Origin of the sequence: Pantoea sp. CTOTU46764 (assembly GCF_031974595.1) — a bacterium.
Classification (GTDB): domain Bacteria; phylum Pseudomonadota; class Gammaproteobacteria; order Enterobacterales; family Enterobacteriaceae; genus Pantoea; species Pantoea trifolii.
Genome location: NZ_DALYOQ010000074.1, coordinates 1 through 22738 on the forward strand (window position 1 = coordinate 1; position 22738 = coordinate 22738).

24 protein-coding genes are annotated in these 22738 nt (G+C 54.3%); 10 read left to right on the forward strand and 14 right to left on the reverse strand.

Annotation, left to right across the window (positions count from 1 at the left end; all coding sequences use genetic code 11):
• Positions 1-76 precede the first annotated feature (76 nt).
• The 4 genes from RTM06_RS19130 to RTM06_RS19145 form a co-directional block, all read right to left on the reverse strand.
• The gene (locus tag RTM06_RS19130) at positions 77-286 is read right to left on the reverse strand and encodes a hypothetical protein (RefSeq protein ID WP_137386226.1); all 210 of its coding nucleotides are present in this window, start codon (positions 284-286) and stop codon (positions 77-79) included.
• 25 nt (positions 287-311) lie between these two features.
• Positions 312-563 (reverse strand): hypothetical protein, encoded by a 252-nt coding sequence (locus RTM06_RS19135; protein ID WP_210081370.1) that lies wholly within the window; start codon positions 561-563, stop codon positions 312-314.
• A gap of 21 nt (positions 564-584) precedes the next feature.
• Complete coding sequence (locus tag RTM06_RS19140; protein WP_312184304.1) at positions 585-896, reverse strand: hypothetical protein; 312 nt, start codon at positions 894-896, stop codon at positions 585-587.
• Between the two features lie 106 nt (positions 897-1002).
• Positions 1003-1872 (reverse strand): helix-turn-helix transcriptional regulator, encoded by an 870-nt coding sequence (locus RTM06_RS19145; protein WP_312184306.1) that lies wholly within the window; start codon positions 1870-1872, stop codon positions 1003-1005.
• Between the two features lie 180 nt (positions 1873-2052).
• Here RTM06_RS19145 and RTM06_RS19150 point away from each other — a divergent pair, with 180 nt between their 5' ends.
• Complete coding sequence (locus RTM06_RS19150) at positions 2053-2952, forward strand: EamA family transporter (RefSeq protein WP_312184308.1); 900 nt, start codon at positions 2053-2055, stop codon at positions 2950-2952.
• Positions 2953-2990: 38 nt separating this feature from the next.
• Here the strand turns inward: RTM06_RS19150 and RTM06_RS19155 are convergent, their stop codons facing one another.
• Positions 2991-3230 carry a hypothetical protein gene (locus RTM06_RS19155; RefSeq protein WP_008101313.1) on the reverse strand — a complete coding sequence of 80 codons (240 nt, stop codon included), beginning with the start codon at positions 3228-3230 and terminating at the stop codon, positions 2991-2993.
• A gap of 269 nt (positions 3231-3499) precedes the next feature.
• On the opposite strand from RTM06_RS19155, the gene RTM06_RS19160 reads away from it, so the two are divergent.
• Positions 3500-4717 carry an MFS transporter gene (locus tag RTM06_RS19160; protein WP_293792790.1) on the forward strand — a complete coding sequence of 406 codons (1218 nt, stop codon included), beginning with the start codon at positions 3500-3502 and terminating at the stop codon, positions 4715-4717.
• A gap of 514 nt (positions 4718-5231) precedes the next feature.
• Here RTM06_RS19160 and RTM06_RS19165 read toward each other — a convergent pair.
• From RTM06_RS19165 to RTM06_RS19180, 4 genes are all read right to left on the reverse strand, one after another.
• Positions 5232-5513: a membrane lipoprotein lipid attachment site-containing protein gene (locus RTM06_RS19165; RefSeq protein ID WP_008101319.1), complete on the reverse strand. Its 282-nt coding sequence runs from the start codon at positions 5511-5513 to the stop codon at positions 5232-5234.
• 251 nt (positions 5514-5764) lie between these two features.
• Positions 5765-6568 carry a hypothetical protein gene (locus tag RTM06_RS19170; protein WP_008101321.1) on the reverse strand — a complete coding sequence of 268 codons (804 nt, stop codon included), beginning with the start codon at positions 6566-6568 and terminating at the stop codon, positions 5765-5767.
• 9 nt (positions 6569-6577) lie between these two features.
• Entirely contained in the window at positions 6578-7030 is a 453-nt protein-coding gene (locus tag RTM06_RS19175) for a universal stress protein (protein WP_008101323.1), read from the reverse strand.
• 7 nt (positions 7031-7037) lie between these two features.
• Entirely contained in the window at positions 7038-7823 is a 786-nt protein-coding gene (locus RTM06_RS19180) for an IclR family transcriptional regulator (RefSeq protein WP_256697021.1), read from the reverse strand.
• A 150-nt stretch (positions 7824-7973) separates the two neighbouring features.
• On the opposite strand from RTM06_RS19180, the gene RTM06_RS19185 reads away from it, so the two are divergent.
• From RTM06_RS19185 to ypdK, 3 genes are all read left to right on the forward strand, one after another.
• Positions 7974-9575 carry an MFS transporter gene (locus tag RTM06_RS19185; RefSeq protein WP_312184314.1) on the forward strand — a complete coding sequence of 534 codons (1602 nt, stop codon included), beginning with the start codon at positions 7974-7976 and terminating at the stop codon, positions 9573-9575.
• A 5-nt stretch (positions 9576-9580) separates the two neighbouring features.
• Entirely contained in the window at positions 9581-10609 is a 1029-nt protein-coding gene (locus RTM06_RS19190; RefSeq protein ID WP_312184316.1) for an HlyD family secretion protein, read from the forward strand.
• Between the two features lie 202 nt (positions 10610-10811).
• Positions 10812-10883, forward strand: coding sequence for a membrane protein YpdK (gene ypdK, locus RTM06_RS19195; RefSeq protein WP_099686956.1), 72 nt, complete (start codon positions 10812-10814; stop codon positions 10881-10883).
• 41 nt (positions 10884-10924) lie between these two features.
• Here ypdK and alaC read toward each other — a convergent pair whose 3' ends face one another.
• The gene (gene alaC, locus RTM06_RS19200) at positions 10925-12163 is read right to left on the reverse strand and encodes an alanine transaminase (RefSeq protein WP_008101332.1); all 1239 of its coding nucleotides are present in this window, start codon (positions 12161-12163) and stop codon (positions 10925-10927) included.
• A 118-nt stretch (positions 12164-12281) separates the two neighbouring features.
• Entirely contained in the window at positions 12282-12806 is a 525-nt protein-coding gene (locus tag RTM06_RS19205) for a GNAT family N-acetyltransferase (RefSeq protein ID WP_061717889.1), read from the reverse strand.
• 308 nt (positions 12807-13114) lie between these two features.
• Between RTM06_RS19205 and RTM06_RS19210 the strand changes: the two genes are divergently transcribed.
• Positions 13115-14806, forward strand: coding sequence for a sensor histidine kinase (locus RTM06_RS19210; RefSeq protein WP_293793441.1), 1692 nt, complete (start codon positions 13115-13117; stop codon positions 14804-14806).
• The gene (locus RTM06_RS19215; protein ID WP_008101343.1) at positions 14803-15528 is read left to right on the forward strand and encodes a LytR/AlgR family response regulator transcription factor; all 726 of its coding nucleotides are present in this window, start codon (positions 14803-14805) and stop codon (positions 15526-15528) included. The genes RTM06_RS19210 and RTM06_RS19215 overlap by 4 nt, the downstream gene beginning before the upstream one ends.
• 31 nt (positions 15529-15559) lie before the next feature.
• Here RTM06_RS19215 and glk read toward each other — a convergent pair whose 3' ends face one another.
• Both glk and RTM06_RS19225 read right to left on the reverse strand, forming a co-directional pair.
• Complete coding sequence (gene glk / locus RTM06_RS19220) at positions 15560-16525, reverse strand: glucokinase (RefSeq protein WP_265300362.1); 966 nt, start codon at positions 16523-16525, stop codon at positions 15560-15562.
• A gap of 160 nt (positions 16526-16685) precedes the next feature.
• Positions 16686-18338, reverse strand: a complete 1653-nt coding sequence (locus tag RTM06_RS19225) for an alpha-keto acid decarboxylase family protein (protein ID WP_312184320.1) — start codon at positions 18336-18338, stop codon at positions 16686-16688.
• Between the two features lie 214 nt (positions 18339-18552).
• Between RTM06_RS19225 and mgrA the strand changes: the two genes are divergently transcribed.
• Both mgrA and RTM06_RS19235 read left to right on the forward strand, forming a co-directional pair.
• Positions 18553-19542, forward strand: a complete 990-nt coding sequence (gene mgrA / locus RTM06_RS19230) for an L-glyceraldehyde 3-phosphate reductase (protein WP_312184322.1) — start codon at positions 18553-18555, stop codon at positions 19540-19542.
• A gap of 159 nt (positions 19543-19701) precedes the next feature.
• Positions 19702-20058 (forward strand): DUF2502 domain-containing protein, encoded by a 357-nt coding sequence (locus tag RTM06_RS19235; protein ID WP_312184324.1) that lies wholly within the window; start codon positions 19702-19704, stop codon positions 20056-20058.
• Positions 20059-20103: 45 nt separating this feature from the next.
• Here the strand turns inward: RTM06_RS19235 and RTM06_RS19240 are convergent, their stop codons facing one another.
• A complete protein-coding gene (locus tag RTM06_RS19240; RefSeq protein ID WP_008101352.1) occupies positions 20104-21345 on the reverse strand; it encodes an Nramp family divalent metal transporter in 1242 nt (413 codons plus the stop codon).
• A 369-nt stretch (positions 21346-21714) separates the two neighbouring features.
• Between RTM06_RS19240 and RTM06_RS19245 the strand changes: the two genes are divergently transcribed.
• The coding region (locus tag RTM06_RS19245; protein WP_312184326.1) for a nucleoside transporter C-terminal domain-containing protein at positions 21715-22738 on the forward strand (1024 nt) is incomplete at its 3' end.

Sequence of the window (22738 nt, forward strand, 5' to 3'; positions counted from 1 at the left end):
ATATAACGAGCCCCTCCTAAGGGCTAGTTGCAGGTTCGATTCCTGCAGGGGACACCAGATTCTCATCGTTTCCCGCTTAAAACAGCCATCTCGCCAGAGCAAGTGTCAGTCCCGCGGTACTCATTATTCCCGCTACAATCCATTTCGTTTGCTGGTTTATCGCCTGATGAAGATCACTTTTAGTGGCGTAATTCGATTTGATCACTGCAATATCTGTTTTCATTAGCGCCATATCGGTTTTGATATCGTCGATATCCGCTTCCAGCTTTGAAACGCGCTTTTCCATGTTCACTCCTTGGTCATTAATTCCCTCAGAACAGCCAACGAGCCAGTGCCAGCGTCATGCCCGCAGTGCTCAGCATCCCCGCGACAATCCATTTTGTCTGTTTACTTAATTCCTGATGAATTCTCCCAATATCCTGATGCACTTTGCCAATCTCCTGATAAAGATCGCTCTTGGTGACGTAATTCGACTTGATCACCGCAATGTCTGTCTTCATGACAGCCATATCGGTTTTGATATCGTCGATATCCGCTTCCAGCTTTGATACGCGCTTTTCCATGTTCACTCCTTAATCATTCACTTAAAACAACCAGCGAGCCAGCCCCAGCGTCATACCTGCAGTGCTCATCATGCCCGCCACGATCCATTTCGTCTGTTTGCTGATCTCCTGGTGAATTTTGCCGATCTCCTGATGAAATTCACTTTTGGTGACGTAATTCGATTTGATTACCGCAATGTCCATTTTCACCTGGGCCATATCGGTTTTAAGACCATCAATATCCGCTTCCAGCTTTGACACGCGCTTTTCCATAATTACGGCCTCTCGTAACTTGTCATTATAATCAATGTGATAGCTTAATTTTCCTGCAAAGAATCCTACTCCAAAATCCATGGAAAAAATGCCTTACAGAGTGTGAGAAGGCCTAACTGAGAGATGTGTTCAGAAAAAAACAGGGGTTATTGCAGCTGATTACATCGGTTTAAGAGTGAGATCGTAATCAGGCCTGATCGTGTCGCCATGCCGACGGCGTCACGCCATGCAGTTGACGAAAGCGGTTACTGAAGTGGCTTGAGGAGTGAAAACCGCAGCGCAGCGCGATTTTTGTTAGCGGTAAACGGCTGAATTTCAGCAGCTGTAACGCAGCATCCATGCGGCGGCGCATCACATATTGGTGCGGTGCCTCGCCAACGCTGCTACGGAACATGCGTGCAAAATGGTATTCGCTCAGCGCCGCTTCGGCGGCCAGCTGCGCCAGCGTTAATGGCTGATCAAGCTGCGCATCAATATATGCCATCACTCGCCGCAACACGGCGGGGGCCAATCCACCACGCACCTGCGGCGCTTGCCATTGCACATCGCTGTAGCGTTGCAACAAATGCGTCATCAGCAACGTTGATGCGCTGCTTAGCATCAATTGATTCGCCGGCTGCTGCCAATCGGTGCTCAGCAAGAAGTGGCGATAAAGTTGAGTGATACGATCGTCCGCCGCGAAGATCTTTTCATGCAGATTGAGCTGCGACGGACTGCGGTCCCAGATCTGTTCGCCCAGATGGCGCAGATGTTCATCGGTGCAGTAGAGATGCACAAACGATAAATCGGCACGAATATCCCACACCGATTCCACTCCGCTGGGCATCAGGCAAAAGCGATCCGGGCCGCCGCCGTTGCGCCAGCCGTGCTGGGTTTTATGCCAGGTTTCATAGCCGTCGGCGGTATACAAGCTCAGCGTGTGATGATCGCTAAGATTGGTGACGCGGTCGCCGCTGTTAAACCAGGCCGCCAGCTTAATGCCGCTCGACAACTGCACGCTGTCGCGCAGCTGCGCTTTGTGGCGCTGGAGCATGTTGAAGGTCTGGTAATCAGCCATGGTTGATATCACTCGCAGTTCATGAGCGCCCAGTGTACGGATCTCCGCAGACAGAAAACAGGTCACAGCCGGACGCAAAAGTAAAAAGCGCAAGATTTTGCAATTGCCGCGCAAAAACGTGCAAGCCGCGCGTTGCTTTTCACGCCACACTGCGGGCCAGATTGTGTCGGAGAGTGCGTTATGAATGTGATGTTATACCTTGCCGTGGTGATGATTTGGGGAACTACCTGGATTGCCATTTTCCTGCAGCAGGAAGCGGCTGACACGCCGGTTCTGGTGGCGGTATTTTGGCGTTTCTTACTGGCGTCGCTGGTGATGCTGGCGGTCCTCAAACTGCTGCGTCGGCTGCGAACGCTGGATAAGCGCGATCATCTGTTTTGTCTGCTGCAGGGTTGCTGCGTGTTTGGCTTCAACTTTGTCTGCTTCTATCATGCTGCCGCGTGGATCAGCAGCGGACTGGAGTCGGTGATTTTCTCGATGGCCGTGCTGTATAACGCGCTCAACAGCTGGATCTTCTTCCGTCAGCGCCCATCGTTTCGCCTGTTGCCAGCGGCGGTGCTTGGTGTGGGCGGCATTGTTGCCCTGTTCTGGAATGATATTCAGGCGGCGCATCCCGCTCCCGAATTGCTGTGGGGAGTGGGCCTCAGCGCGCTTGGCACGCTGGGCTTCTCCTTCGGCAATATGATTTCGCTGCGCCATCAGCGTCGTCAGCTCGATATTCTGACCACCAATAGCTACGCGATGCTGTATGGCGCTTTGGTGATGGCCGCACTGGCGTTAGTGAATGGCGATTCACTGGCACCCGCGCTAAATATGCAGTGGTTGGGTGCGATGAGTTATCTGGCAATATTGGGTTCGGTATTGGGATTTGGTGCCTACTTCACCCTAGTTGGTCGCATTGGTGCCAGTCAGGCCGCCTATAGCACCTTGCTGTTCCCGCTGGTGGCGCTGACGCTCTCCACGCTTTATGAAGGTTATCACTGGCATAGCAATGCAATTGTCGGATTGGTGATGATATTGGCGGGGAATATGGTGATGTTTGTGCGCTGGCCGACGCTGGGTCGATTACGTACCGCATAAATAACGAGAGCGGGCATTGCGCCCGCTCTTTTGTTCCTCTAACGCCAGCCCTGAACGCCGATATTGAGCTGGTGAGGTTTAGTTATGGCTTTTCTGGCAATCCAGTAAAGCAGGACGCGTTCATCATCTTTGTCGCGGTCGGCCATTGCCAGTAATTTCAGCGACAACGTGGATTTGTTCACTGGTTGATGCTCATCGCTTAACTCGATCACCGCCTGACCGATAATGCAGCAAACCTCATCCTCATTAGACGCGGATTCATATGTTCGGTCTTTCATATTTCCTCCTCTTGAATGAATTTTAAGCCTGGCAAACATCCGCGACTTTGCAGGCATTATGGCGCGATCGATACAAATGCTTACACATGGTTACCCGTAGCAACCGCTACGCTTTAAATGACATCACTTACTGTCATCACAATGTCATTCATACCCGTCTAGCTGCATTTCATTCCACCGTCGGGTGCATTCACGCCACGGTTTCCCCCGCACGCGCGAGAGCAACTTATTATCTCCACAGATTCCGCTTTCTCGAGTGAGAGATAAAAATGACAACAGCAACCCCCGCGAATTACCAACGTACCCGCACGTTGACCCTTATCGGCACCATTATCACGCAGTTCGCTTTGGGCTCGGTTTATACCTGGAGCCTGTTTAACGGCCCGCTGGCGAATAAGCTGGATGCGCCCATCAGTGAAGTGGCGTTCTCGTTCGGTTTGCTCAGTCTTGGCCTGGCGATCGCTTCTTCACTTGCCGGAAAACTGCAGGAACGCTTTGGCGTGCGCAACGTCACCCTCGGCGCGGGCATTTTGATGGCTGTCGGTTTCTGGCTGACCGCGCATGCCGATAATCTGATGATGCTCTACCTCAGCGCCGGGATATTGGTGGGACTGGCCGATGGTGCCGGATATCTGATGACGCTCTCTAACTGCGTGAAGTGGTTTCCGGAGCGCAAAGGGCTCATTTCGGCCTGTTCAATTGGTGCGTATGGGTTGGGCAGCCTTGGCTTCAAATTCATCTGCGGTGCACTGCTGAGCGCACAAGGTCTGGAGAATACCTTCATGATCTGGGGCTTGCTGGCGATGAGCATGATTATTGTCGGCGCGTTGCTGATGCGTGATGCGCCGATGCAGAAGAGCAGCGGCAATACGCAGCTGGAAGCGAAAGATTACACGCTGGCGCAATCGGTACGTTTACCACAGTACTGGATGCTGGCGCTAATGTTCCTAACCGCATGCATGAGCGGCCTATACGTGATTGGCGTGGCGAAAGATATCGGTGAAGGCATGGTGCATCTTAGCGCGCAGACGGCAGCGAATGCGGTTACGGTGATTGCGATTGCCAACCTCAGCGGTCGCCTGATTCTCGGCGTGCTGTCGGATAAAATGGCGCGCATCCGTGTGATTACGCTGGCGCAAATTGTCTCGCTGGTGGGCATGAGCATTCTGCTGTTCACCCATATGAACGAATCGACCTTCTTCCTCTCCTTAGCCTGCGTGGCCTTCAGTTTCGGTGGCACCATCACCGTTTTCCCGTCGCTGGTCAGCGATTTCTTTGGTCTGAACAACCTGACGAAGAACTATGGATTGATTTACCTTGGCTTCGGTATCGGCAGCGTGCTGGGTTCACTGGTGGCTTCCGCCTTTGGTGGCTTCACCGTTACTTTCAGCCTGATTATGACCTTGCTGGTGATTTCGCTGGTGTTGTCGCTGAGTATCCGTCTGCCAAATCGCCAAAACGTGGCAGAACCTTTACTGCATAATTAAGTTCGCTGGGATGCCGTATCAATTTGCGGCATCCCATTCCTCCACAATTGATCCACAATAAAGCGTTAATTGAGAACCACTATTATTAACCCTTGCCTTTCGGAGTAATCTCGTTATTATTAGCAGGCATTCAGCTTATTCCGATTGGTTTATTTTACCCCGCGACTTTTTTAGCATTTAATTGACACACTCCGTAATACATTCAGCAATAACTCTACATTTCCTGCATCTTCACTCCACTATTCCCCTGTAATCTGGCGTCATTGGAACAGAGGAGGACTCTCCATGAAGAAAGTTATTAAGGTTGCATCGGTTGTAGCCATTATGACGATGTTGAGTGGCTGTATTATCGATCATCATCGTGGAGGCGGCGGCCCAGGTTGGGGCCATCATGGTGGCGGCGGCTGGCATCATGGGCACGGCGGTTATGGACACCGCAGATAGTTGGGCAAAGAACATACACAGCAAATAATAAGAAAATAAAAAGGGCGGGAAATTATCCCGCCCTATTTTTTTAGCTTTTTACCGCGTAATTACATTGATACCAGGCTTTCTTTAATCCGGGCAAATGGCTATTTTGCGACGGCAGTGATTCCACCTTATCAAATCCACGCTGACTGCAATAATTCGCAAGGTCGATCTCCATTGCGTCTTTATTCAGCGTGTGCGGATCGTAACGATACTGCACGGTATTTGAGCTGGTATCTTCATCGACACGCTCAAATCCTCCTGGTTTGCTGACGCTACAACCGGCCAGCATAAAAAGCGCCAATGCGCTAATAAGCATTTTTTTCATTAGGGTTTCCTCTAAAGCGTCGCAGTCTAAAATGCAACGCCGCGCTTATCTATAGGAATTAAGCGCGAAATGTTCGGGATTATTGAAGCTTTTGCCAATCAAATCGATAAAACCAAACGGTTTCTCTTATCAACTCAGTGGTGCGATTATGTACCCAGACAAAACGAAGTCTGCACCACACCAGGTGAGTTAATAATAAACATACTGATAGTGACCTTCATGCCCGCGCTGAGCGGGCTTTTTTTTGCCCGCTAACCGGTAAGGCTGACCATTTTACGTAAAAGATTGGCCGCTTGTTTGTCAGGCAATGCGAGAATGCCGCTGTAGAGATCAATCGACATCGCACACATCGCACCGCGATCGACCGCGGTATCCGCTGGCATGTTCAGCTGTTGCAGCCTATCGCCCCACTTGCCATAGAGTTTTTCCACCACGCTTTGCAGATCGCGCTGCGCCGCAGCCTGATCCAGCGGCTGTTCATTGCCGGTGCTTTGCTGTAGCAGCGTTTCGAGCGCCTGCGCATCGCGCTGATTCAATTCCGGTGACAGCACCTGTTGCAAATTGACGCCGCCATTCACCTGCGGATAGAGGAAACGGAAGCAGCGCTGCGGTTCCTGCTGCTGCAGTGCCTGCATCTCCTCGACCGAGACGCGGATGTAGTCAATGATCGCAGCATCGCTGGCACGCGTCAGACGCTGATTGACCAAATCCATCAACCAGCCGCGCATATCTCCCAGCGCCTGATCGGCGGGAACGCCTTCCAGTCGTTTATGCAGCAGTTCGCGATTGAGCAACTGCCACAATGCCGGTTCCTGAATTTTTAGCAGACGATAACCGGGCGCGAGGCTGAGTTGGGTTGCCACCTCTTCCACCAGCGCCTGACGCTCCTGACGCGGGTGCAGCCAGCTGAACCACAGCAGATTCGCCAGAATCAGCGGCAAGATAAACAACAGCACGCCTTGCCACAGTCTCAGCGAAGTGGTGCGCACCAGCAGAATAATAATGATCGCCAGCAGCGCGAACGCCGCTAGCGTAATCGGAAAAAGCGAGAGCATCGAGCGGGGTTAATCCTTACGTACATCAATTAAAACGGGGCAATTGGCGCGCTCAATCACTGCGGCGCTGACCGACCCTTTCAGCAGACGATTAAACGGTGACAAATGGCGACGCCCCATGATGATCATGCTGGCCTGCAAAAGTGTGGATTGCGCCACAATGGTTTCCGCCGCTTCACCGGCCAGAATCAATCCCTTCGCCGCCACGCCCGCGCGCAGCAGCGGCGCCAGCGCGTGACGCACCACCATTTCGGCGGTGTTCTGCTCATCTTTCGCCGCCACAAAATCATCCGGATCTTCACCGGCGTCAATCTCAATCGGTTGATTACAGGAGGAGTAAGCGGGATCCACGCAGCACAGCACCGTGACCTGCGCCTGATGCGCCAGCGCCTGTTCAATGGTCAACGCAATCACTTTTTCCGCCACCGGAGAGTTATCGATGGCCATCAGCAAGGTTTTCATCAGTTGGTTATCCTTCCACAGCGGTCATTTTGCCAATTTCACGAATCAAGGCGTCTTTGCACTTGATGATTTGCTCACGATAGTGCGCTTCCTGCTTATGAAAACGCGCCGTCGGCACCAGCAATGAGATAGAGAAGCGGCCAAACAGCGTATCAATGGCAACCGCCATGGTCGAAATGCCCTCCAGCGTCTCGCCGCGATCGATCGCTAATCCGCTGGCGCGCACTTCGGCAATCAGCTCCAGCAATTGCGGCAGGGTTTTCACCGTCATCTCGGTTAACTCTTTATAGGCTTCGCCCACCATCACGCGCACATCTTCATCGCTCTCCAGCGCCAGCAACGCGCGGCCGCCCGATGTGCTGTAAAGCGGCAGATTCAGACCCATGCGCGGCACCACACGCAGTTCGCGCGAGGCCACCACATAATGCACGATCGCCAATTGCGTGCCGCTGGCCCGCGCCAGCGATACCGTTTCATTGATTTCGGCAGAGAGTTGTTCGAGGAACGGACGCACGATTTCCACCACGTCGCTGTGCACGCTGGAGATCAGCTTGAGCAACGCCGGACCGAGACGTAAACCGCCGGCACCGCTGCTGCGCACCAGCTGTGCGCTGTCCAGCGCGCCAATAATGCGCTGCACCGTCGAGCGCGGCAGATCAACCACCTGCGCAATTTCACCCAAACTCATGCCGCCGGGATGTTCACCCAGCGCATTCAGAATTTTTGCCGCACGCGCGATGACCTGAATGCCACCCGCTTTTTCATCCTCACGGCTTGAGGGAAGTTCAACCATGATGCGTTCCTTTTTGGCCTGCCCTACTTTAACGCGAATGATCGCACTTTTACACCCTGTATCACATTGCAATACAGCATATCGATATGTAAGATGCCATCTGTATCACATCGCAATACACTGCATCAACAATATAACGAGAAGCCTGCTATGAACGCCCAGCCCATTGCGGCTCCGGCACCCCATCCGTTTACTCTGCGCCTGGCGCTGGGATTGGTTGGCGTGCTGATTGCCGCGCTCACATCGGGATTAAACGATCGCGTCACCGATATCGCGTTAGCCGATATCCGCGCCGCCATCGGCATCAGTTACGATCAAGGCAGCTGGATTATCTCCGCTTATCAGGCTGCTGAAGTGGCGGCAATGATGATTGCGCCCTGGTTCGCCGTCACCTTTTCGCTGCGTCGCTTTGCGCTCACCGTTTCCGCCGGATTTATGCTGAGCGGCCTGCTGCTACCGCTGATGCCCAATGCCACGCTATTTATCGCCTTGCGCGTGGTGCAGGGATTATTTGGCGGTGCGCTGCCGCCGATGCTGATGACCGTTGCACTGCGCTTCCTGCCGCCGCCGATCAAATTATACGGTTTAGCGGGTTATGCGCTGACTGCCACCTTTGGCCCGAATATGGCCGCTTCGCTGGCGGCGTTCTGGACCGATGACGTCAGCTGGCTGTTTGTCTTCTGGCAGGTGGTGCCGGCCATGCTGATTGCCATGCTACTGATTAGCTGGGGTATACCGCAGGATCCGCTGCGCCTCGAGCGTTTCAAACAGATCGATCTGTTCGGCATGCTGACCGGCTGCTCCGGTATCGCGCTGCTGATTCTGACGCTGACGCAGGGCGAACGACTCGACTGGCTCGAATCGCCGTTATTCAGCGGCCTATTATTCAGCGCGCTGGCGTTGCTGACTGTGTTCTTTATTAATGAATGGTTTCACCCGCTGCCGCTGTTCAAATTACAGATGCTGGGGCGGCGCAATCTCGCACACGGCTTGCTGGTGCTGGCGGGCGTGCTGATTTTGTCGCTGTCGGGTTCAGCGCTGCCGTCGGCCTATCTAGCGCAGGTGCAAGGCTTCCGCACGCTGCAGTTTGCACCGCTGGCGTTGACCATCGGCTTGCCGCAACTGCTGATCGCCCCATTTGTTGCCGCGCTGCTGAATATTCGCTGGGTGGATTGTCGCTGGATGTTGACGGCGGGCGTGGCGCTGTTGGTGACGTCCTGCCTGATGGGCATGCACATCACGACTGATTGGGCACGGCAGAATTTCTGGCTGATACAGATTCTGCAGGCGTTCGGTCAGCCGATGGTGATTTTGCCAGTGCTGATGAGCGCCACCAGCGTGGTCACGCCGCCGGAAGGCCCGTTCGCCTCGGCGATGTTCAACACCGTGCGCGGTTTCTCCAGCATCGCCGCCAGCACGCTGGTGGAGTGGTTTATCAGTCACCGTGAAAAATTCCACTCCAACGTGCTGGTCGATAGCGCCGCCAGCCGTGCGTGGCTGATGACCGCACCGAACAGCGCGCAATCCAGCAGCAGCTTGCCGTTGCTGCCGGATGGCAGCGCTAGCAGCGCGGAAAACCTCAGCGGCTTCGCCACCTTGCTGAAGCAGCAGGCGATGGTGCTGAGCCTGAGTGATTGCTACCAGATGCTGATTGCCTTCGCCGCCCTGCTTTTACTGTTAACCGCCTGGCTGCCGAAACGCGTGTGGCCACCACAAACACTGATTCAACCTGTTACGACGACGTCGAGATAATTGATATGCAAGCTTTTGCTCTGAAAAGAACGGTGCTGTTGAGCGCCCTATTACTGGTGTTATTGGCGATGGCCTTTTTTGTATGGTCATCGATGACTGGCAACGATCACCGCACCACCGATGCCTATGTGAATGCCGATTACACGCTGGTTGCGCCGAAAGTTTCCGGCTACATTGCCAGCGTCAACGTGCAGGATAACCAGCGCGTGAAGGCCGGCGAACTGCTGGCCACGCTCGACGATCGTGATTACCGCGTGGCGTTAGAAACTGCGCAGGCCAATTTGCAGGTCAGCGAGGCGAAGCGTTTGAGTAGCCAGGCGCAGCTGGAACAGCAGCAATCCACTATCGACCAGGCGAAAGCCACGTTAGCGGCGAGCCAGGCTTCAGCGCAGTACGCCGGACAGAGCGCCGCGCGTTACAACCAGCTGTATAAAAGTGGCACCATCGCCGCGGACGATCAGCAAAAAGCCAACTCAACGCAGCGTTCCGCCTCGGCCACCGTACGCCAGAGCGAAGCGGCGCTGGCTTCTGCCGTCAAGCAAGTTGGCGTGCTGCAAGCTGCAGTGCGTCAGGCCGCCGCCGATGTAACTGCCGCGCAGGCCAGCGTCGATCAGGCGCAGCTTAATCTTTCCTATACGCGCATTGTGGCGCCGGTGGATGGCATGGTCGGTCAGCGTTCAGTGCGTCTTGGCGCTTACGTCAGCGCAGGCACGCGTTTGCTGGCGGTGGTGCCGCTGCAGCAAACCTATATCACCGCTAATTATCTGGAAACGCAGCTGGCGGATGTGCAGCAAGGGCAGAAAGTGAGCGTGAAGGTGGATGCCTTGCCAGGCAAGGTATTCAGCGGTCACGTCGACAGCATTGCTCCGGCGACGGGCGCGACCTTTTCCGCCATTTCGCCGGACAACGCCACCGGCAATTACACCAAAGTGGTACAGCGTTTACCGGTGAAAATTGTGCTCGATGAGAACCAGCCGGATCTGGCAAAACTGCGCGTGGGAATGTCGGCGATACCGGAGATTGAGACCCGCTGAAAATGTGAGCGATATCTCAGAAGCGGCCTATTTATTTTTGGGACAAATCCGCGTAAATTAGCCCTCGATCCTGTTTCGGGCTTGCCTGGAGCGACCTGAGAAGAAAGCGTGTAGCGATGATGAACTCCACCTTTCTCTTATTCTGTTCGGGTTACGCGGGTTTGGGATCGCCCGCCGGGTAGCCGCTCAGAGGAGTTGTTTTGTGAGATACGCTTTGATGGGAATTTCTTTCTTCCTGTTGCTTTGGGTCGGTACTTTTGTACTGATGCTGTAGAGCCGCCAGGCGGGGCGACGCTGAGTCGCCCCACTTAATGGTTATTCCTCTTCTTCTTCCAGCGCTTTCACCGTTCCCGGCAAAATGCCATCGGCACGGAACATCGATTTAATCCCCCGCACCGCCTGACGAATACGATCGCTGTTTTCAATCAGCGCGAAACGCACGTGGGTATCACCGTAATCACCGAAACCGATGCCCGGCGAGACGCACACTTTGGCTTCCTGCATCAGTAATTTGGCGAACTCCAGCGAGCCAAGATGCGCGTAGTGATCGGGAATTTTCGCCCAGACGTACATCGACGCCTTCGGCAAATCGACCATCCAGCCCGCTTCGTGCAGGCCTTTCACCAGTACATCACGGCGGCGTTTGTACTGTTCAGCGATATCGCGCACACACTGTTGATCGCCTTCCAGCGCCGCTATCGCCGCCACCTGCAACGGCGTGAAAGTGCCGTAATCGTGATAACTCTTGATACGCGCCAGCGCCGAGACCAGCTCTTTGTTACCGACCATAAAGCCGATACGCCAGCCCGCCATGTTGTAGCTTTTCGACAGGGTAAAGAATTCCACCGCCACATCGCGCGCGCCCGGCACCTGCATAATCGATGGCGCTTTCCAGCCATCGTAGGTGATGTCGGCATAGGCGAGATCGTGGATCACCAGCACATTGTACTGCTTCGCCAGCGCGATGACGCGTTCGAAGAAATCGAGTTCAACGCATTGCGCCGTAGGATTCGACGGGAAGCCAAGAATCATCATTTTCGGTTTGGGATAGCTTTCGCGAATCGCCCGTTCCAGCTCGTTGAAGAAATCAACACCCGCCACCAGCGGAACAGAACGCACCTGCGCACCGGCAATCACCGCGCCGTAAATGTGAATCGGATAGCTGGGATTCGGCACCAGCACGGTGTCGCCGTGATCGAGCGTGGCCAGCATCAAGTGCGCCAAACCCTCTTTCGAGCCGATGGTGACAATCGCTTCCGATTCCGGATCGATTTCCACCTGATAACGGTCTGCGTACCAGCGCGAAATCGCGCGACGCAAACGGGGAATGCCTTTCGAGGTTGAGTAACCGTGCGTGTCTTCGCGCTGCGCCACCTGGCAAAGTTTTTCAACGATGTGCGGCGGCGTGGGGCCATCCGGATTGCCCATCGAGAAATCGATAATGTCTTCGCCGCGCCGACGCGCAGCCATCTTCAATTCAGCGGTGATGTTAAAAACATACGGGGGAAGGCGTTCAATACGCGAGAAACGACGGGGTGTGCTGTTATCAGCCATGATGTCCTCTGGTTTACGTAAGCGCCCGGACCGTCCGAGCGACGTGGGTCACTGTGGTGACCGCACCAAGAACATAACGCGCTGATAACAAGATTGTCGAGAGCGGAATAAAATAATTTTAATTATTTGGATTCAGGCGGCCAAACACCCAATCGCTTACCCATTGGCCGTTTAGCAGATAATTATCCCGTAACGTGCCCTCAAGGGCGAAACCATTCTTCTCCAGAATACGGCGCGACGGCCAATTCCCCTCAATCACCATCGCTTTCAGCTTATGAAATTCTGCCTGCAGTAAAAACTGGCACAGCGCGTCGAGCGCTTCACTGCCATAACCCAAGCCGGTAAAGGCTGCGCGTAGCATGTAACCCACTTCGGCCTGACGATACGGATGCCATTCGGCGCTACAGCCAAACAGGCCAATCGGCTCACCACTTTCCCGGATACGCGCCACCAAACACAGCATATGAAAACTGCTCGCCTGCCACGGTGCCAGACGCTCGTTAAAGCGTTGACGGATATCGTTTTCATCCGGAATTTCACTGACCCACGTCATGGTGGCGGCGTCCTGATGTACCGCTTTGAAAATCTGCCAGTCTTCTGGCTGAAGTCGGCTGAGGGATAAACGTGGAGTGAGTAATTGCATGGCTGAGCCCCCCTTTTTTTATACGGCAACATAGCAAACCGGCGTATTCACAACCAGCGATCGGCGCACGCTTTCACTAATCCTCTTTTTGTGAGTCAGGTATTCCTCTTTTTGAGGAGGTCGCCATGAATGGCGACCCTACAAAGGCGAAGTGCGATTGCCATTTATGGCGACCTGGCATGTTAAAAATTGATCTCGACTACGAGAAAGGTCTGCAGATTGCCGTGGCGCTGGCGGAACGTGATCACATTTTTTATCATAGCCTCCCGTTTCTTGCCTGAGAGATGCCCTTGCCTTCCCACTTCGACATGCTGCTGGCGGTTTTTGACCGCGCGGCGCTGATGCTGATTTGCCTGTTCTTTCTCACTCGCACGCGGGTGTTCCGTCAGCTGCTGCAAAAAGATGAGCATTCGGTACGCGAAAAAGTGGTGGTGACGGCCATATTCTCGCTGTTTGCGCTATTCAGCACCTGGTCGGGCATTAACGTCGACGGTTCGCTGCTCAATGTGCGTGTCATTGCGGTGATGTCCGGCGGCATTCTGTTCGGTCCCTGGGTGGGCATCGCCACCGGTGTGATTGCCGGTTTGCATCGCTATCTGATTGATATGGATGGCGTCACGGCGGTGCCTTGCCTGATCACCAGCATCATTGCCGGCATCGCCTCAGGCGTGATTAATCGCCGGGTAAGTAAAGAGCAGCGCTGGCGCGCCGGTATTCTCGGCGGCATGTTGTGCGAAAGCCTGACCATGCTGCTGATTGTATTGTGGGCCAAGCCGATGACGCTGGGCCTGGCGATTGTGTCTGAGATTGCGCTGCCAATGATTTTGGGCGCATCAAGTATCGGTTTAATCGTGCTGCTGGTACAGAGCGTTGAAGGTGAGAAAGAGGCGATTGCGGCGCGTCAGGCCAAGCTGGCGCTGGAAATCGCCAACAAAACGCTGCCGCTGTTTCGTCAGGTTGATAGCCAGTCGCTGCACAAAGTGTGCGATATCATCCGCAGCGACATTCACGCCGATGCGGTCGCCATCACCAATAACAAGCAGATTCTCGCTTACGTCGGTTATGGCGAGCAGAACTATCACAACGGCGATGATGCCATCAGCCCAACCACTGCGCAGGCGATCGCCAGCGGCAAAATCATCATCAAAAACAACGATGAGGCGCATCGCACCAAAGATATTCACTCGATGTTGGTTATTCCCCTTTGGGAAAAAGGGGAAGTGACCGGCACGCTAAAAATCTATTATCGCCGTGCGCATCGCATTACCGGTTCGCTGAAAGAGATGGCGATTGGGCTGTCGCAAATCATCTCCACCCAGCTGGAAGTGTCGCGGGCTGAGCAGTTGCGTGAAATGGCGAACAAGGCTGAATTACGCGCGCTGCAGAGTAAAATTAACCCGCATTTCCTGTTTAACGCGCTGAATGCTATTTCCTCATCGATTCGCCTTAATCCAGACACCGCGCGCCAGTTGGTGATCAACCTGTCGCGTTATCTGCGCTACAACCTCGAACTCAACGATGACGAGCTTATCGATATCAAGAAAGAGTTGTGGCAGGTGAAGGACTACATCGCGATCGAGCAGGCGCGTTTCGGCGACAAGCTGTCGATGATTTATGACGTGGATGAAGATCTGCACTTCACGCTGCCCAGCCTGCTGATTCAACCGCTGGTGGAGAATGCCATTGTGCACGGTATTCAGCCTTGTCGCGGCAAAGGCGTGGTAACGCTGAGCGTGAAAGATTTGGGCGATCGGGTACGCGTCGCAGTGCGTGATACCGGCGACGGCATCAGCGAGGATGTGATGAGCCGCGTGGCGCGTAATGAGATGCCCGGCAACAAGATTGGTCTGCTGAATGTGCATCATCGCGTAAAATTGCTGTCTGGTCAGGGGTTGGTTATCACCCGCCATCATCCGGGCACTGAAATCGCCTTTACGCTTAGCAAGAATGGTCAGTCGCTACCTGCGCCGCTGCGCCCTACCACGGAAACTACCACTTGAAAGCCATCATCGTTGAAGACGAGTTTCTCGCCCAGCAAGAGTTAAGCTGGATGATTCAGCAACACAGCCAAATCAGCGTTGAGGCCTGCTTTGATGATGGGCTTGAGGTGCTGAAATATCTGCAGAATCATCGGGTGGATGTGATTTTCCTCGACATCAACATTCCGTCGCTGGATGGCATGCTGCTGGCGCAAAACATCAATCAGTTTGCCCATAAGCCGTTGATTGTGTTTATCACCGCGTGGAAAGAGCATGCGGTTGACGCGTTTGAACTGGACGCCTTTGACTACATTCTCAAGCCGTATCACGAGTCGCGCATCATGACGATGCTGCAGAAACTGGAAGCCAGCGCCCAGCAGCAGTCGCAACCGCAAAACGCGGCGGCCAGCTCGCCACAAACCGTCAATCTGGTGAAAGACGAACGCATCATCGTCACCGACATCAACGAGATCTATTACGTTGAGGCGCACGAGAAGCTGACGTTTGTTTACACGCGGCGCGAAGCCTATGTGATGTCGATGGTGATCAGTGAATTCTGCAGCCGTTTGCCGGAACAGCAATTCTTCCGCTGCCATCGATCTTACTGCGTCAATCTGAGCAAGATTCGTGAAATCGAGCCGTGGTTTAACAATACCTATTTGGTTAAGTTGCGTGATTTGGATGCGCAGGTGCCGGTGAGTCGCAGCAAGGTGAAAGCCTTTCGGCAGTTGATGAGGTTATAAGGCGAACGGCGGATGCCGCTCGCCTGCGTGCTTACAGTTCGCGGCCCAGCACCTGACGCAGGTGCGCACCGGCGCCCAGCAAGCCCGGCTGATCGTGAGTGATCATATACACCGGAATATCAACCAGGTAATCGCGGAAGCGACCTTTATCTTCAAACGCCGCGCGGAAACCGGACGCTTTAAAGAAATCGAGGAAGCGCGGCACAATACCGCCGGCGATATAGACGCCGCCGAAGGTGCCCAGATTCAACGCCAGGTTGCCGCCGAAACGACCCATAATCACGCAGAACAGCGACAGTGCGCGACGGCAATCGATGCAGCTGTCTTGCAACGCGCGCTCGGTAACATCTTTTGGCTTGAGGTTTTCTGGCTCACGCTCATCAGACTTCACGATGGCGCGATACAGATTGACCAAACCGGCACCGGACAGTACGCGTTCAGCCGAAACGTGGCCAATCTCCGCGCGCAGCACTTCGAGAATGTCACCCTCTTCTTCGCTATTTGGCGCAAAGTCAACGTGGCCGCCCTCGCCCGGCAAGCTGATCCAGCGTTTATCCACGTGCACCAAATGGCTGACGCCGAGGCCGGTGCCCGCACCGTAAATCGCGATAGGCTTGCCTTCAACGGGCGCTTTGCCGCCAAACTGAATCACTTCCTTTTCGCTCAGCATCGGAATCGCCATCGAAACGGCGGTGAAATCATTGATGATTTCCAGGCTTTCCAGCGCCAGATGCTCTTTCATCACTTTGGTGGAGAACGCCCAATCGTGGTTGGTCATCTCTACCCAATCGCCGGTGATCGGACAGGCAATGGCGATACAAGCGTGCTTAATATCCTGTTTTTGCTCATCAAGATAGTGACGAATCACCGCTTCAAGATTGTCGTAGTCTGATGTTGAGAAGGTTTGGGCTTGCGAGATAGCACCGTTTTCTACCTCACACAATGCGAGACGGGCATTGGTACCGCCCACATCGCCGACCAGGGCGTATGTTGTCATTCTTCTGCTGCTCCGCTTGGGTCATAAACAATTGCAGGACACTATAAAAGCCTGCCAATAAAACAACAACGCCCACCTGCACGATGGGCGTAATCCATTTAAAGATGCTGCACAGCCTACCGATCGCCTGCCCGACTTCCCAGCGGCAACTTTCCGAAATTTAGCCACTATTACGCTGATGCAGTGCGGCCGTGACCTTACGCAGCAGCGGCGGCAAATCCTGTTTGTCCATCACCACTTCCACCAGTGACAGACGCCGATTCCGCATTAATTGCGCCATCACCGCGTCCAGCTGCACCGTTTCGCTGACGCGCCAGCTCTGCGCCGCACACTCTTGACTCAGCGCCTGCGGCAGCGCGGTCCAGTTCCATTGCGCGATATCGTTGTAACGTTGTTCAGCACCGTGAATCGCGCGCTCAACCGTGTAGCCATCATTGTTAATCAGGAAAATGATCGGCTGCTGGCCGTCGCGAAGCATCGAACCCAACTCCTGAATCGTCAGCTGCGCGGAGCCATCGCCAATGATCAGGATGACCCGGCGATCCGGCTGCGCGGTTTGCGCACCAAAGGTGGCGGGTAAAGTATAGCCAATCGATCCCCACAGCGGTTGCACCAGCAACTGCGCATCCTGCGGTAACCGCAGCGCCGCCGCGCCAAAGGCCGCAGTGCCTTGATCGGCGAGGATAATATCACCCGGCAGCAGGAAGCGCTGCATCGCCTGCCAGAATGCCTGCTGACTGATTACCGCCGCAGCAATTTGCTCACTTTCTTCGCACTCTGGCGCGTCCGCCAGCCGCCAGTGCGCGCAGTGACGCTGATAAATGGGCGTCAGCGCCGCCAGCGCCTGCTGCATGCTTAACGGCGCAAACACCTCGCCAGCGACCGTGGCCTGAAACGGCTGCAGATCGATCACGCGCTCGGCAGGCAGATTTTGCGTGAAGCCGGCGGTTAAGGTATCGGTAAACCGCACGCCGACGCACAGCGTGACGTCGGTATCTTCGATCGCCTGGCGCACCGCATCGCTGCTGCCTTGCGCGGCGTAAGTACCGACGTAACCCGGCTGCTGCTCGTTGAGCACGCCTTTGCCCATCAATAAGGTGGCGGCAGGAATCGCGCGCAGCTGGCGCAACGCCTCAAGCTGCGGCTGCAACTGCAAGCGTGCGGCAAGGAAATCCGCCAACAGCGCCACGCGCTGCGCCGGTGCCAGCAAGCGCTCTGCCGCATCAGCAAAGGCTGCGGCAACCTGCTGATGTCTGTCTGCCGCTGTAATTTTTTCCTCTGGCAGCGAAATCTCAGCCGCCGCCACATCCACCGCCAGCAATAAATAGCCGGGACGATGTTGCGTTAGCGCCTCGCTGATAACGCGATCGATCTCCGCCACCGCGTTCTCCGCCGTCAATACCGCAGAGGCCACACTCACTTCCTGCGCCATCCGCAGGAAGTGACCAAAATCGCCATCACCCAGTGAATGGTGCACGCAATCGCCCTGCTGCTGCGCCTGACTCGCGGGCGCGCCAACGATATGAATCACCGGTACATATTCGGCATAGCTGCCGGCGATGCCGTTAATCGCGCTAAGCTCGCCGACGCCAAACGTGGTCAGCAGTGCCGCCGCGCCGTTGCAGCGCCCATAGCCATCTGCCGCATAGGCCGCATTCAATTCATTGGCGCAGCCAACCCAGGCAATTTCGGGATGCGCAATTACACTGTCGAGGAATTGCAGGTTGTAATCGCCCGGCACGCCGAACAGATGTCGGATGCCGCTTTGCTGTAATCGGTGCAGTAAATAATCGCCAACGTTGGGGGTTTTCATCGACAGCTCCTTGTTAAGGGGATAATCAGGAGTATTAGCGATGTGGCTGAATTGGCGAGATATTCACCATCGTGTGATGCTGATTTGTGGCAAGCATTCGTTACGACGATAGATAATTCTGTAAGTTGCGATCTTCGGCGCGTTTCGCCTTAGTGTAAACGCATACACTGCTATGCTGATGTCACTTTCTCCCCTACTGAGACAGGAACGCTGCATGATTGCTTTTCCCCATCCCGAACGTTATCAACAGATGCAATACCGTCGCAGTGGCCGTAGCGGCTTGAAGTTACCGGCGATTTCGCTGGGTTTGTGGCATAACTTTGGCGACAGAACACGCGTTGATAACAGCCGTGAACTGCTGCGCCACGCCTTTGATCGCGGCATCACCCATTTCGATCTCGCCAATAATTACGGCCCACCGCCGGGATCGGCTGAATCTAACTTTGGTCGCATTCTGCGCGAGGATTTTCAGGGGCTGCGCGATGAGCTGGTGATCTCAACCAAAGCCGGTTACACCATGTGGGACGGCCCATACGGCGATTGGGGTTCACGCAAGTATCTGATTTCCAGCCTCGATCAAAGCCTGAAGCGTATGGGACTAGAGTACGTTGATATCTTCTATCACCATCGTCCCGATCCTGAAACGCCGCTGGAAGAGACCATGCGCGCGCTGGATCAGGTGGTACGTCAGGGCAAAGCGCTGTATGCCGCTATCTCTAACTATCCGGCAGACAAAGCCGCCGAAGCGATTGCGATTCTGCGCGACCTCGGCACGCCATGCCTAATCCACCAGCCGCGTTATTCAATGTTTGAACGTACGCCAGAGCAGGGTTTGCTGGATGTGCTGGGCGATAACGGCGTCGGCTGTATCGCCTTCTCGCCGCTGGCGGGTGGCGTGTTAACCGACCGCTATTTGCAGGGCATTCCGCAAGATTCGCGCATCGCCAGCGGCAGTAAGTTCCTGAATGAAAACCAGTTAACGCAAGAGAAGATGGAAAAAGTGCGCCAGCTGCAGGCGATTGCCCAACAGCGCGGCCAGAAACTGGCGCAGATGGCGCTAAGCTGGGTGTTGCGCGATGCGCGTGTTACTTCGGTGCTGATTGGCGCCAGCAAAACTGCGCAAATTGATGATGCGGTTGAGATGTTGAGCCAGCCGGTGCTGAGCCAGGACGAGATCGACACCATCCACAATATCTTAGTGTAAACGTTTACCCGCCCGGCATGTGTCGGGCATTTTCCGCAGCAGAAAATTCTCATTTAAGATTTCCCTTAGCGTTTTCAGACTGATTCTCAAGGCTTACCTGGTCCGATGTGGCAAACTAGCGCAACGGTGGCAGTGATAAGCTACTGAAAAGGAGAAGTTATGAAACGTGCCATTTTGTTTGCCGCCTTGCTGGCAACTTTATCCCCGTTGGCTATCAGCACAGCACAAGCCGACAGCGCCACCATCAATTTGGGTCCGGGCGTTACGCTGCATCTCGGCGATCGCGATCGTCACGGTAATTACTGGGACGGCGGTCGCTGGCGTGAACCGCGCTGGTGGAACGATCGTTATCGTTACGATGACCATCGCTGGTGGCGTCATGAAGAGTGGAAGCGCCATCGCGCCTATGAACGTGAGCGCGAACGTCGCTGGCATGAGCGTGAACGTCGTGACCATTGGCGTCACGATCATCGCCATGATGATCGTCGTGGTCATCGCGATCACCATCATCACTAAACAAAAAATCCCGCTCAATGGCGGGATTTTTCTTTTCTAACGCCGTTACCAACCGAGCGCTTCGCCGACCAGTAAATAGAGATTGAGGGCGATAACCAGCACCACAATCAGCCGTCCGGCATTCTGCATCAGGCGCGAGTTCACCATCTCATCACCCATCAATTCGCGGTTGCCGGTAAATGACAGCAACGGAATTAGCGCCAGTGCGATACCGAAACTCAGCAGCACTTGGCTCATTACCAGAATGCGCGTGGGATCCCAGCCCGCCCAGATGACAATAAATGAGGGCAACATGGTAATAGTGCGGCGGAACCACAGCGGAATGTGGAAACGAATAAAGCCCTGCATCACCACTTGTCCCGCCAGCGTGCCGACCACGGTTGAAGAGAGACCGGCAGCCACCAAACTCAAACCAAACACAATCGCCGCCGCTTCGCCCAACAGCGGTTGCAGCGTTAAGTAAGCCTGATCGAGATCGACGATGCTGGAGTGGCCGCTGAAGTGGAACGCTGCCGCGGCGGTTGCCATCATCGCCAGATTCACAAAGCCAGCGATGGTCATGGCAATCGCCACATCCAGTTTGGTTGAGCTGTAGCGTTGCGCCTTGCTGCCTTTATTACCGTGCTGCGTCAGCGCCGAGTGCAGATAAATGACGTGCGGCATAATGGTAGCGCCTAACACGCCTGCGGCGAGGAAGACCGCATCTGACGTCGGCAACGATGGCAGCGCCATGCCAACCACCAGCTCACTGACTTTCGGCTGGGAGAAAAACAGCTCCACGATATACGCCGCCGCCACAAACAGCAGCAGGCCGCCAATCACCAATTCCAGTGGCTTTTGGCCGCGACTTTGCAGCATCAGAATCAGGTAAGTTGCGATACCGGTTAACACCGCGCCCTGCAGCAGCGAAATGCCGAGTAAAAGTTTGAAGCCGAGCGCCGCGCCGATAAATTCAGCGAGATCGGTGGCCATGGCGATGATTTCTGCCTGCACCCAATAGAACCACACCGCCGGACGCGGGAAGCGATCGCGGATGTGTTCTGCAAGATTTTTGCCAGTGGCAATGCCGAGCTTGGCGGACATCAGCTGGATCAGCATCGCCATGACGTTGGCCCACACCACCACCCACAACAGCTTGTAGCCGTAGGCGGCACCGGCCTGAATGTTGGTCGCGAAGTTGCCGGGATCGATATAGCCAATCGCCGCAATAAAAGCGGGACCCAGCAGCGCGAGTTTAATCTTTCTGGCTCCGCGAGCGGCGCGCTCAGCGGTGCGGCTTTCTAGCATAGTTTTACCCTGTCTTAACGCTTGTTGACCCGACCAGCTTAAGGGGCATTCAAGGCAGATGAAATGTGGTTATAGTTATTGTATTAATAGATGGTGCTATGAAGTATAGCCATTGCTATACATTGCGGTAAAGCCCGTTCTTGCCAAAAATACGTGCAACGCAAATGACTCTACTCTTGGGTTATTTTATAGACAATGTTTTTGTGGATATTTCTTGTGATGGATTTGTAACGGGGTTGTGAGCGGTCAGACTTATCTGAGAAAAATCGCGATAGCGAATACTTATAATGTGGTTTTGATCTCGTTTTTAAGTAACGCGTTACATAGAATACGCAACAAAATACAACCCTCCTCAAATTTGGAGCCGACATGTCCCATGTTTTGCATTTTATTTTAGCACTAGTGGTGGTAGCGGTGCTGGCCTTGCTGGTCAGCAACGATCGTAAAAGCATCCGTCTTCGTTTTATCGTACAGCTTCTGGTGATCGAATTGTTGTTGGCGTGGTTCTTCCTGAACTCCTCCATCGGTCTCGGCTTCGTGCAGGGCTTCGCTGGGTTCTTTGATCATCTGCTCAAATATGCCGCCGAAGGCACCAACTTCGTGTTTGGCAATATGAGTGAAAAAGGTCTCGCCTTCTTCTTCCTCAACGTGCTTTGCCCAATCATCTTCATCTCTGCGTTGATTGGTATTTTGCAGCACTTCCGCATCTTACCTTGGGTGATTCGCGGTATTGGTACCGTACTGTCAAAAGTAAACGGTATGGGCAAACTGGAATCTTTCAACGCCGTAAGCTCTCTGATTTTGGGACAGTCAGAAAACTTTATCGCCTATAAAGATATCCTCGGCAAAATGTCACAGCGTCGCATGTACACCATGGCAGCGACCGCCATGTCGACGGTTTCCATGTCGATTGTCGGCGCCTACATGACCATGCTGCAGCCAAAATATGTGGTGGCCGCGCTGGTATTGAACATGTTCAGCACCTTTATCGTGCTGTCGCTGATTAACCCGTACCGCGTCGATAGTGAAGAAGATCTGCAATTGCAGGACCTGCACAAAGGCCAGAGCTTCTTCGAAATGCTGGGCGAATACATTCTCGCCGGTTTTAAAGTAGCGATGATCGTCGCTGCGATGCTGATTGGTTTTATCGCCTTAATCACCGGTCTGAACGCGCTGTTCGATCTGATTTTCGGCATCAGCTTCCAGGGCGTGCTGGGTTATGTGTTCTATCCATTTGCGTGGGTGATGGGCGTTCCTTCACACGAAGCGCTGCAAGTGGGCAGCATCATGGCAACTAAACTGGTTTCCAACGAATTCGTGGCGATGATGGATCTGCAGAAAATCGCTGGTCAGCTGTCACCGCACTCGGAAGGCATTCTCTCGGTGTTCCTCG

Coding starts and splice junctions, on each gene's coding strand:
- RTM06_RS19160 (WP_293792790.1), top strand. CDS start 3,500: ATGACAACAGCAACCCCCGCGAATTACCAACGTACCCGCACGTTGACC.
- RTM06_RS19205 (WP_061717889.1), bottom strand. CDS start 12,806: ATGCAATTACTCACTCCACGTTTATCCCTCAGCCGACTTCAGCCAGAA.
- alaC (WP_008101332.1), bottom strand. CDS start 12,163: ATGGCTGATAACAGCACACCCCGTCGTTTCTCGCGTATTGAACGCCTT.
- RTM06_RS19130 (WP_137386226.1), bottom strand. CDS start 286: ATGGAAAAGCGCGTTTCAAAGCTGGAAGCGGATATCGACGATATCAAA.
- RTM06_RS19135 (WP_210081370.1), bottom strand. CDS start 563: ATGGAAAAGCGCGTATCAAAGCTGGAAGCGGATATCGACGATATCAAA.
- RTM06_RS19165 (WP_008101319.1), bottom strand. CDS start 5,513: ATGAAAAAAATGCTTATTAGCGCATTGGCGCTTTTTATGCTGGCCGGT.
- RTM06_RS19170 (WP_008101321.1), bottom strand. CDS start 6,568: ATGCTCTCGCTTTTTCCGATTACGCTAGCGGCGTTCGCGCTGCTGGCG.
- mgrA (WP_312184322.1), top strand. CDS start 18,553: ATGATTGCTTTTCCCCATCCCGAACGTTATCAACAGATGCAATACCGT.
- RTM06_RS19140 (WP_312184304.1), bottom strand. CDS start 896: ATGGATTTTGGAGTAGGATTCTTTGCAGGAAAATTAAGCTATCACATT.
- RTM06_RS19185 (WP_312184314.1), top strand. CDS start 7,974: ATGAACGCCCAGCCCATTGCGGCTCCGGCACCCCATCCGTTTACTCTG.
- RTM06_RS19150 (WP_312184308.1), top strand. CDS start 2,053: ATGAATGTGATGTTATACCTTGCCGTGGTGATGATTTGGGGAACTACC.
- RTM06_RS19145 (WP_312184306.1), bottom strand. CDS start 1,872: ATGGCTGATTACCAGACCTTCAACATGCTCCAGCGCCACAAAGCGCAG.
- RTM06_RS19235 (WP_312184324.1), top strand. CDS start 19,702: ATGAAACGTGCCATTTTGTTTGCCGCCTTGCTGGCAACTTTATCCCCG.
- RTM06_RS19225 (WP_312184320.1), bottom strand. CDS start 18,338: ATGAAAACCCCCAACGTTGGCGATTATTTACTGCACCGATTACAGCAA.
- RTM06_RS19210 (WP_293793441.1), top strand. CDS start 13,115: ATGCTGCTGGCGGTTTTTGACCGCGCGGCGCTGATGCTGATTTGCCTG.
- RTM06_RS19240 (WP_008101352.1), bottom strand. CDS start 21,345: ATGCTAGAAAGCCGCACCGCTGAGCGCGCCGCTCGCGGAGCCAGAAAG.
- RTM06_RS19180 (WP_256697021.1), bottom strand. CDS start 7,823: ATGGTTGAACTTCCCTCAAGCCGTGAGGATGAAAAAGCGGGTGGCATT.
- glk (WP_265300362.1), bottom strand. CDS start 16,525: ATGACAACATACGCCCTGGTCGGCGATGTGGGCGGTACCAATGCCCGT.
- RTM06_RS19190 (WP_312184316.1), top strand. CDS start 9,581: ATGCAAGCTTTTGCTCTGAAAAGAACGGTGCTGTTGAGCGCCCTATTA.
- RTM06_RS19175 (WP_008101323.1), bottom strand. CDS start 7,030: ATGAAAACCTTGCTGATGGCCATCGATAACTCTCCGGTGGCGGAAAAA.
- RTM06_RS19155 (WP_008101313.1), bottom strand. CDS start 3,230: ATGAAAGACCGAACATATGAATCCGCGTCTAATGAGGATGAGGTTTGC.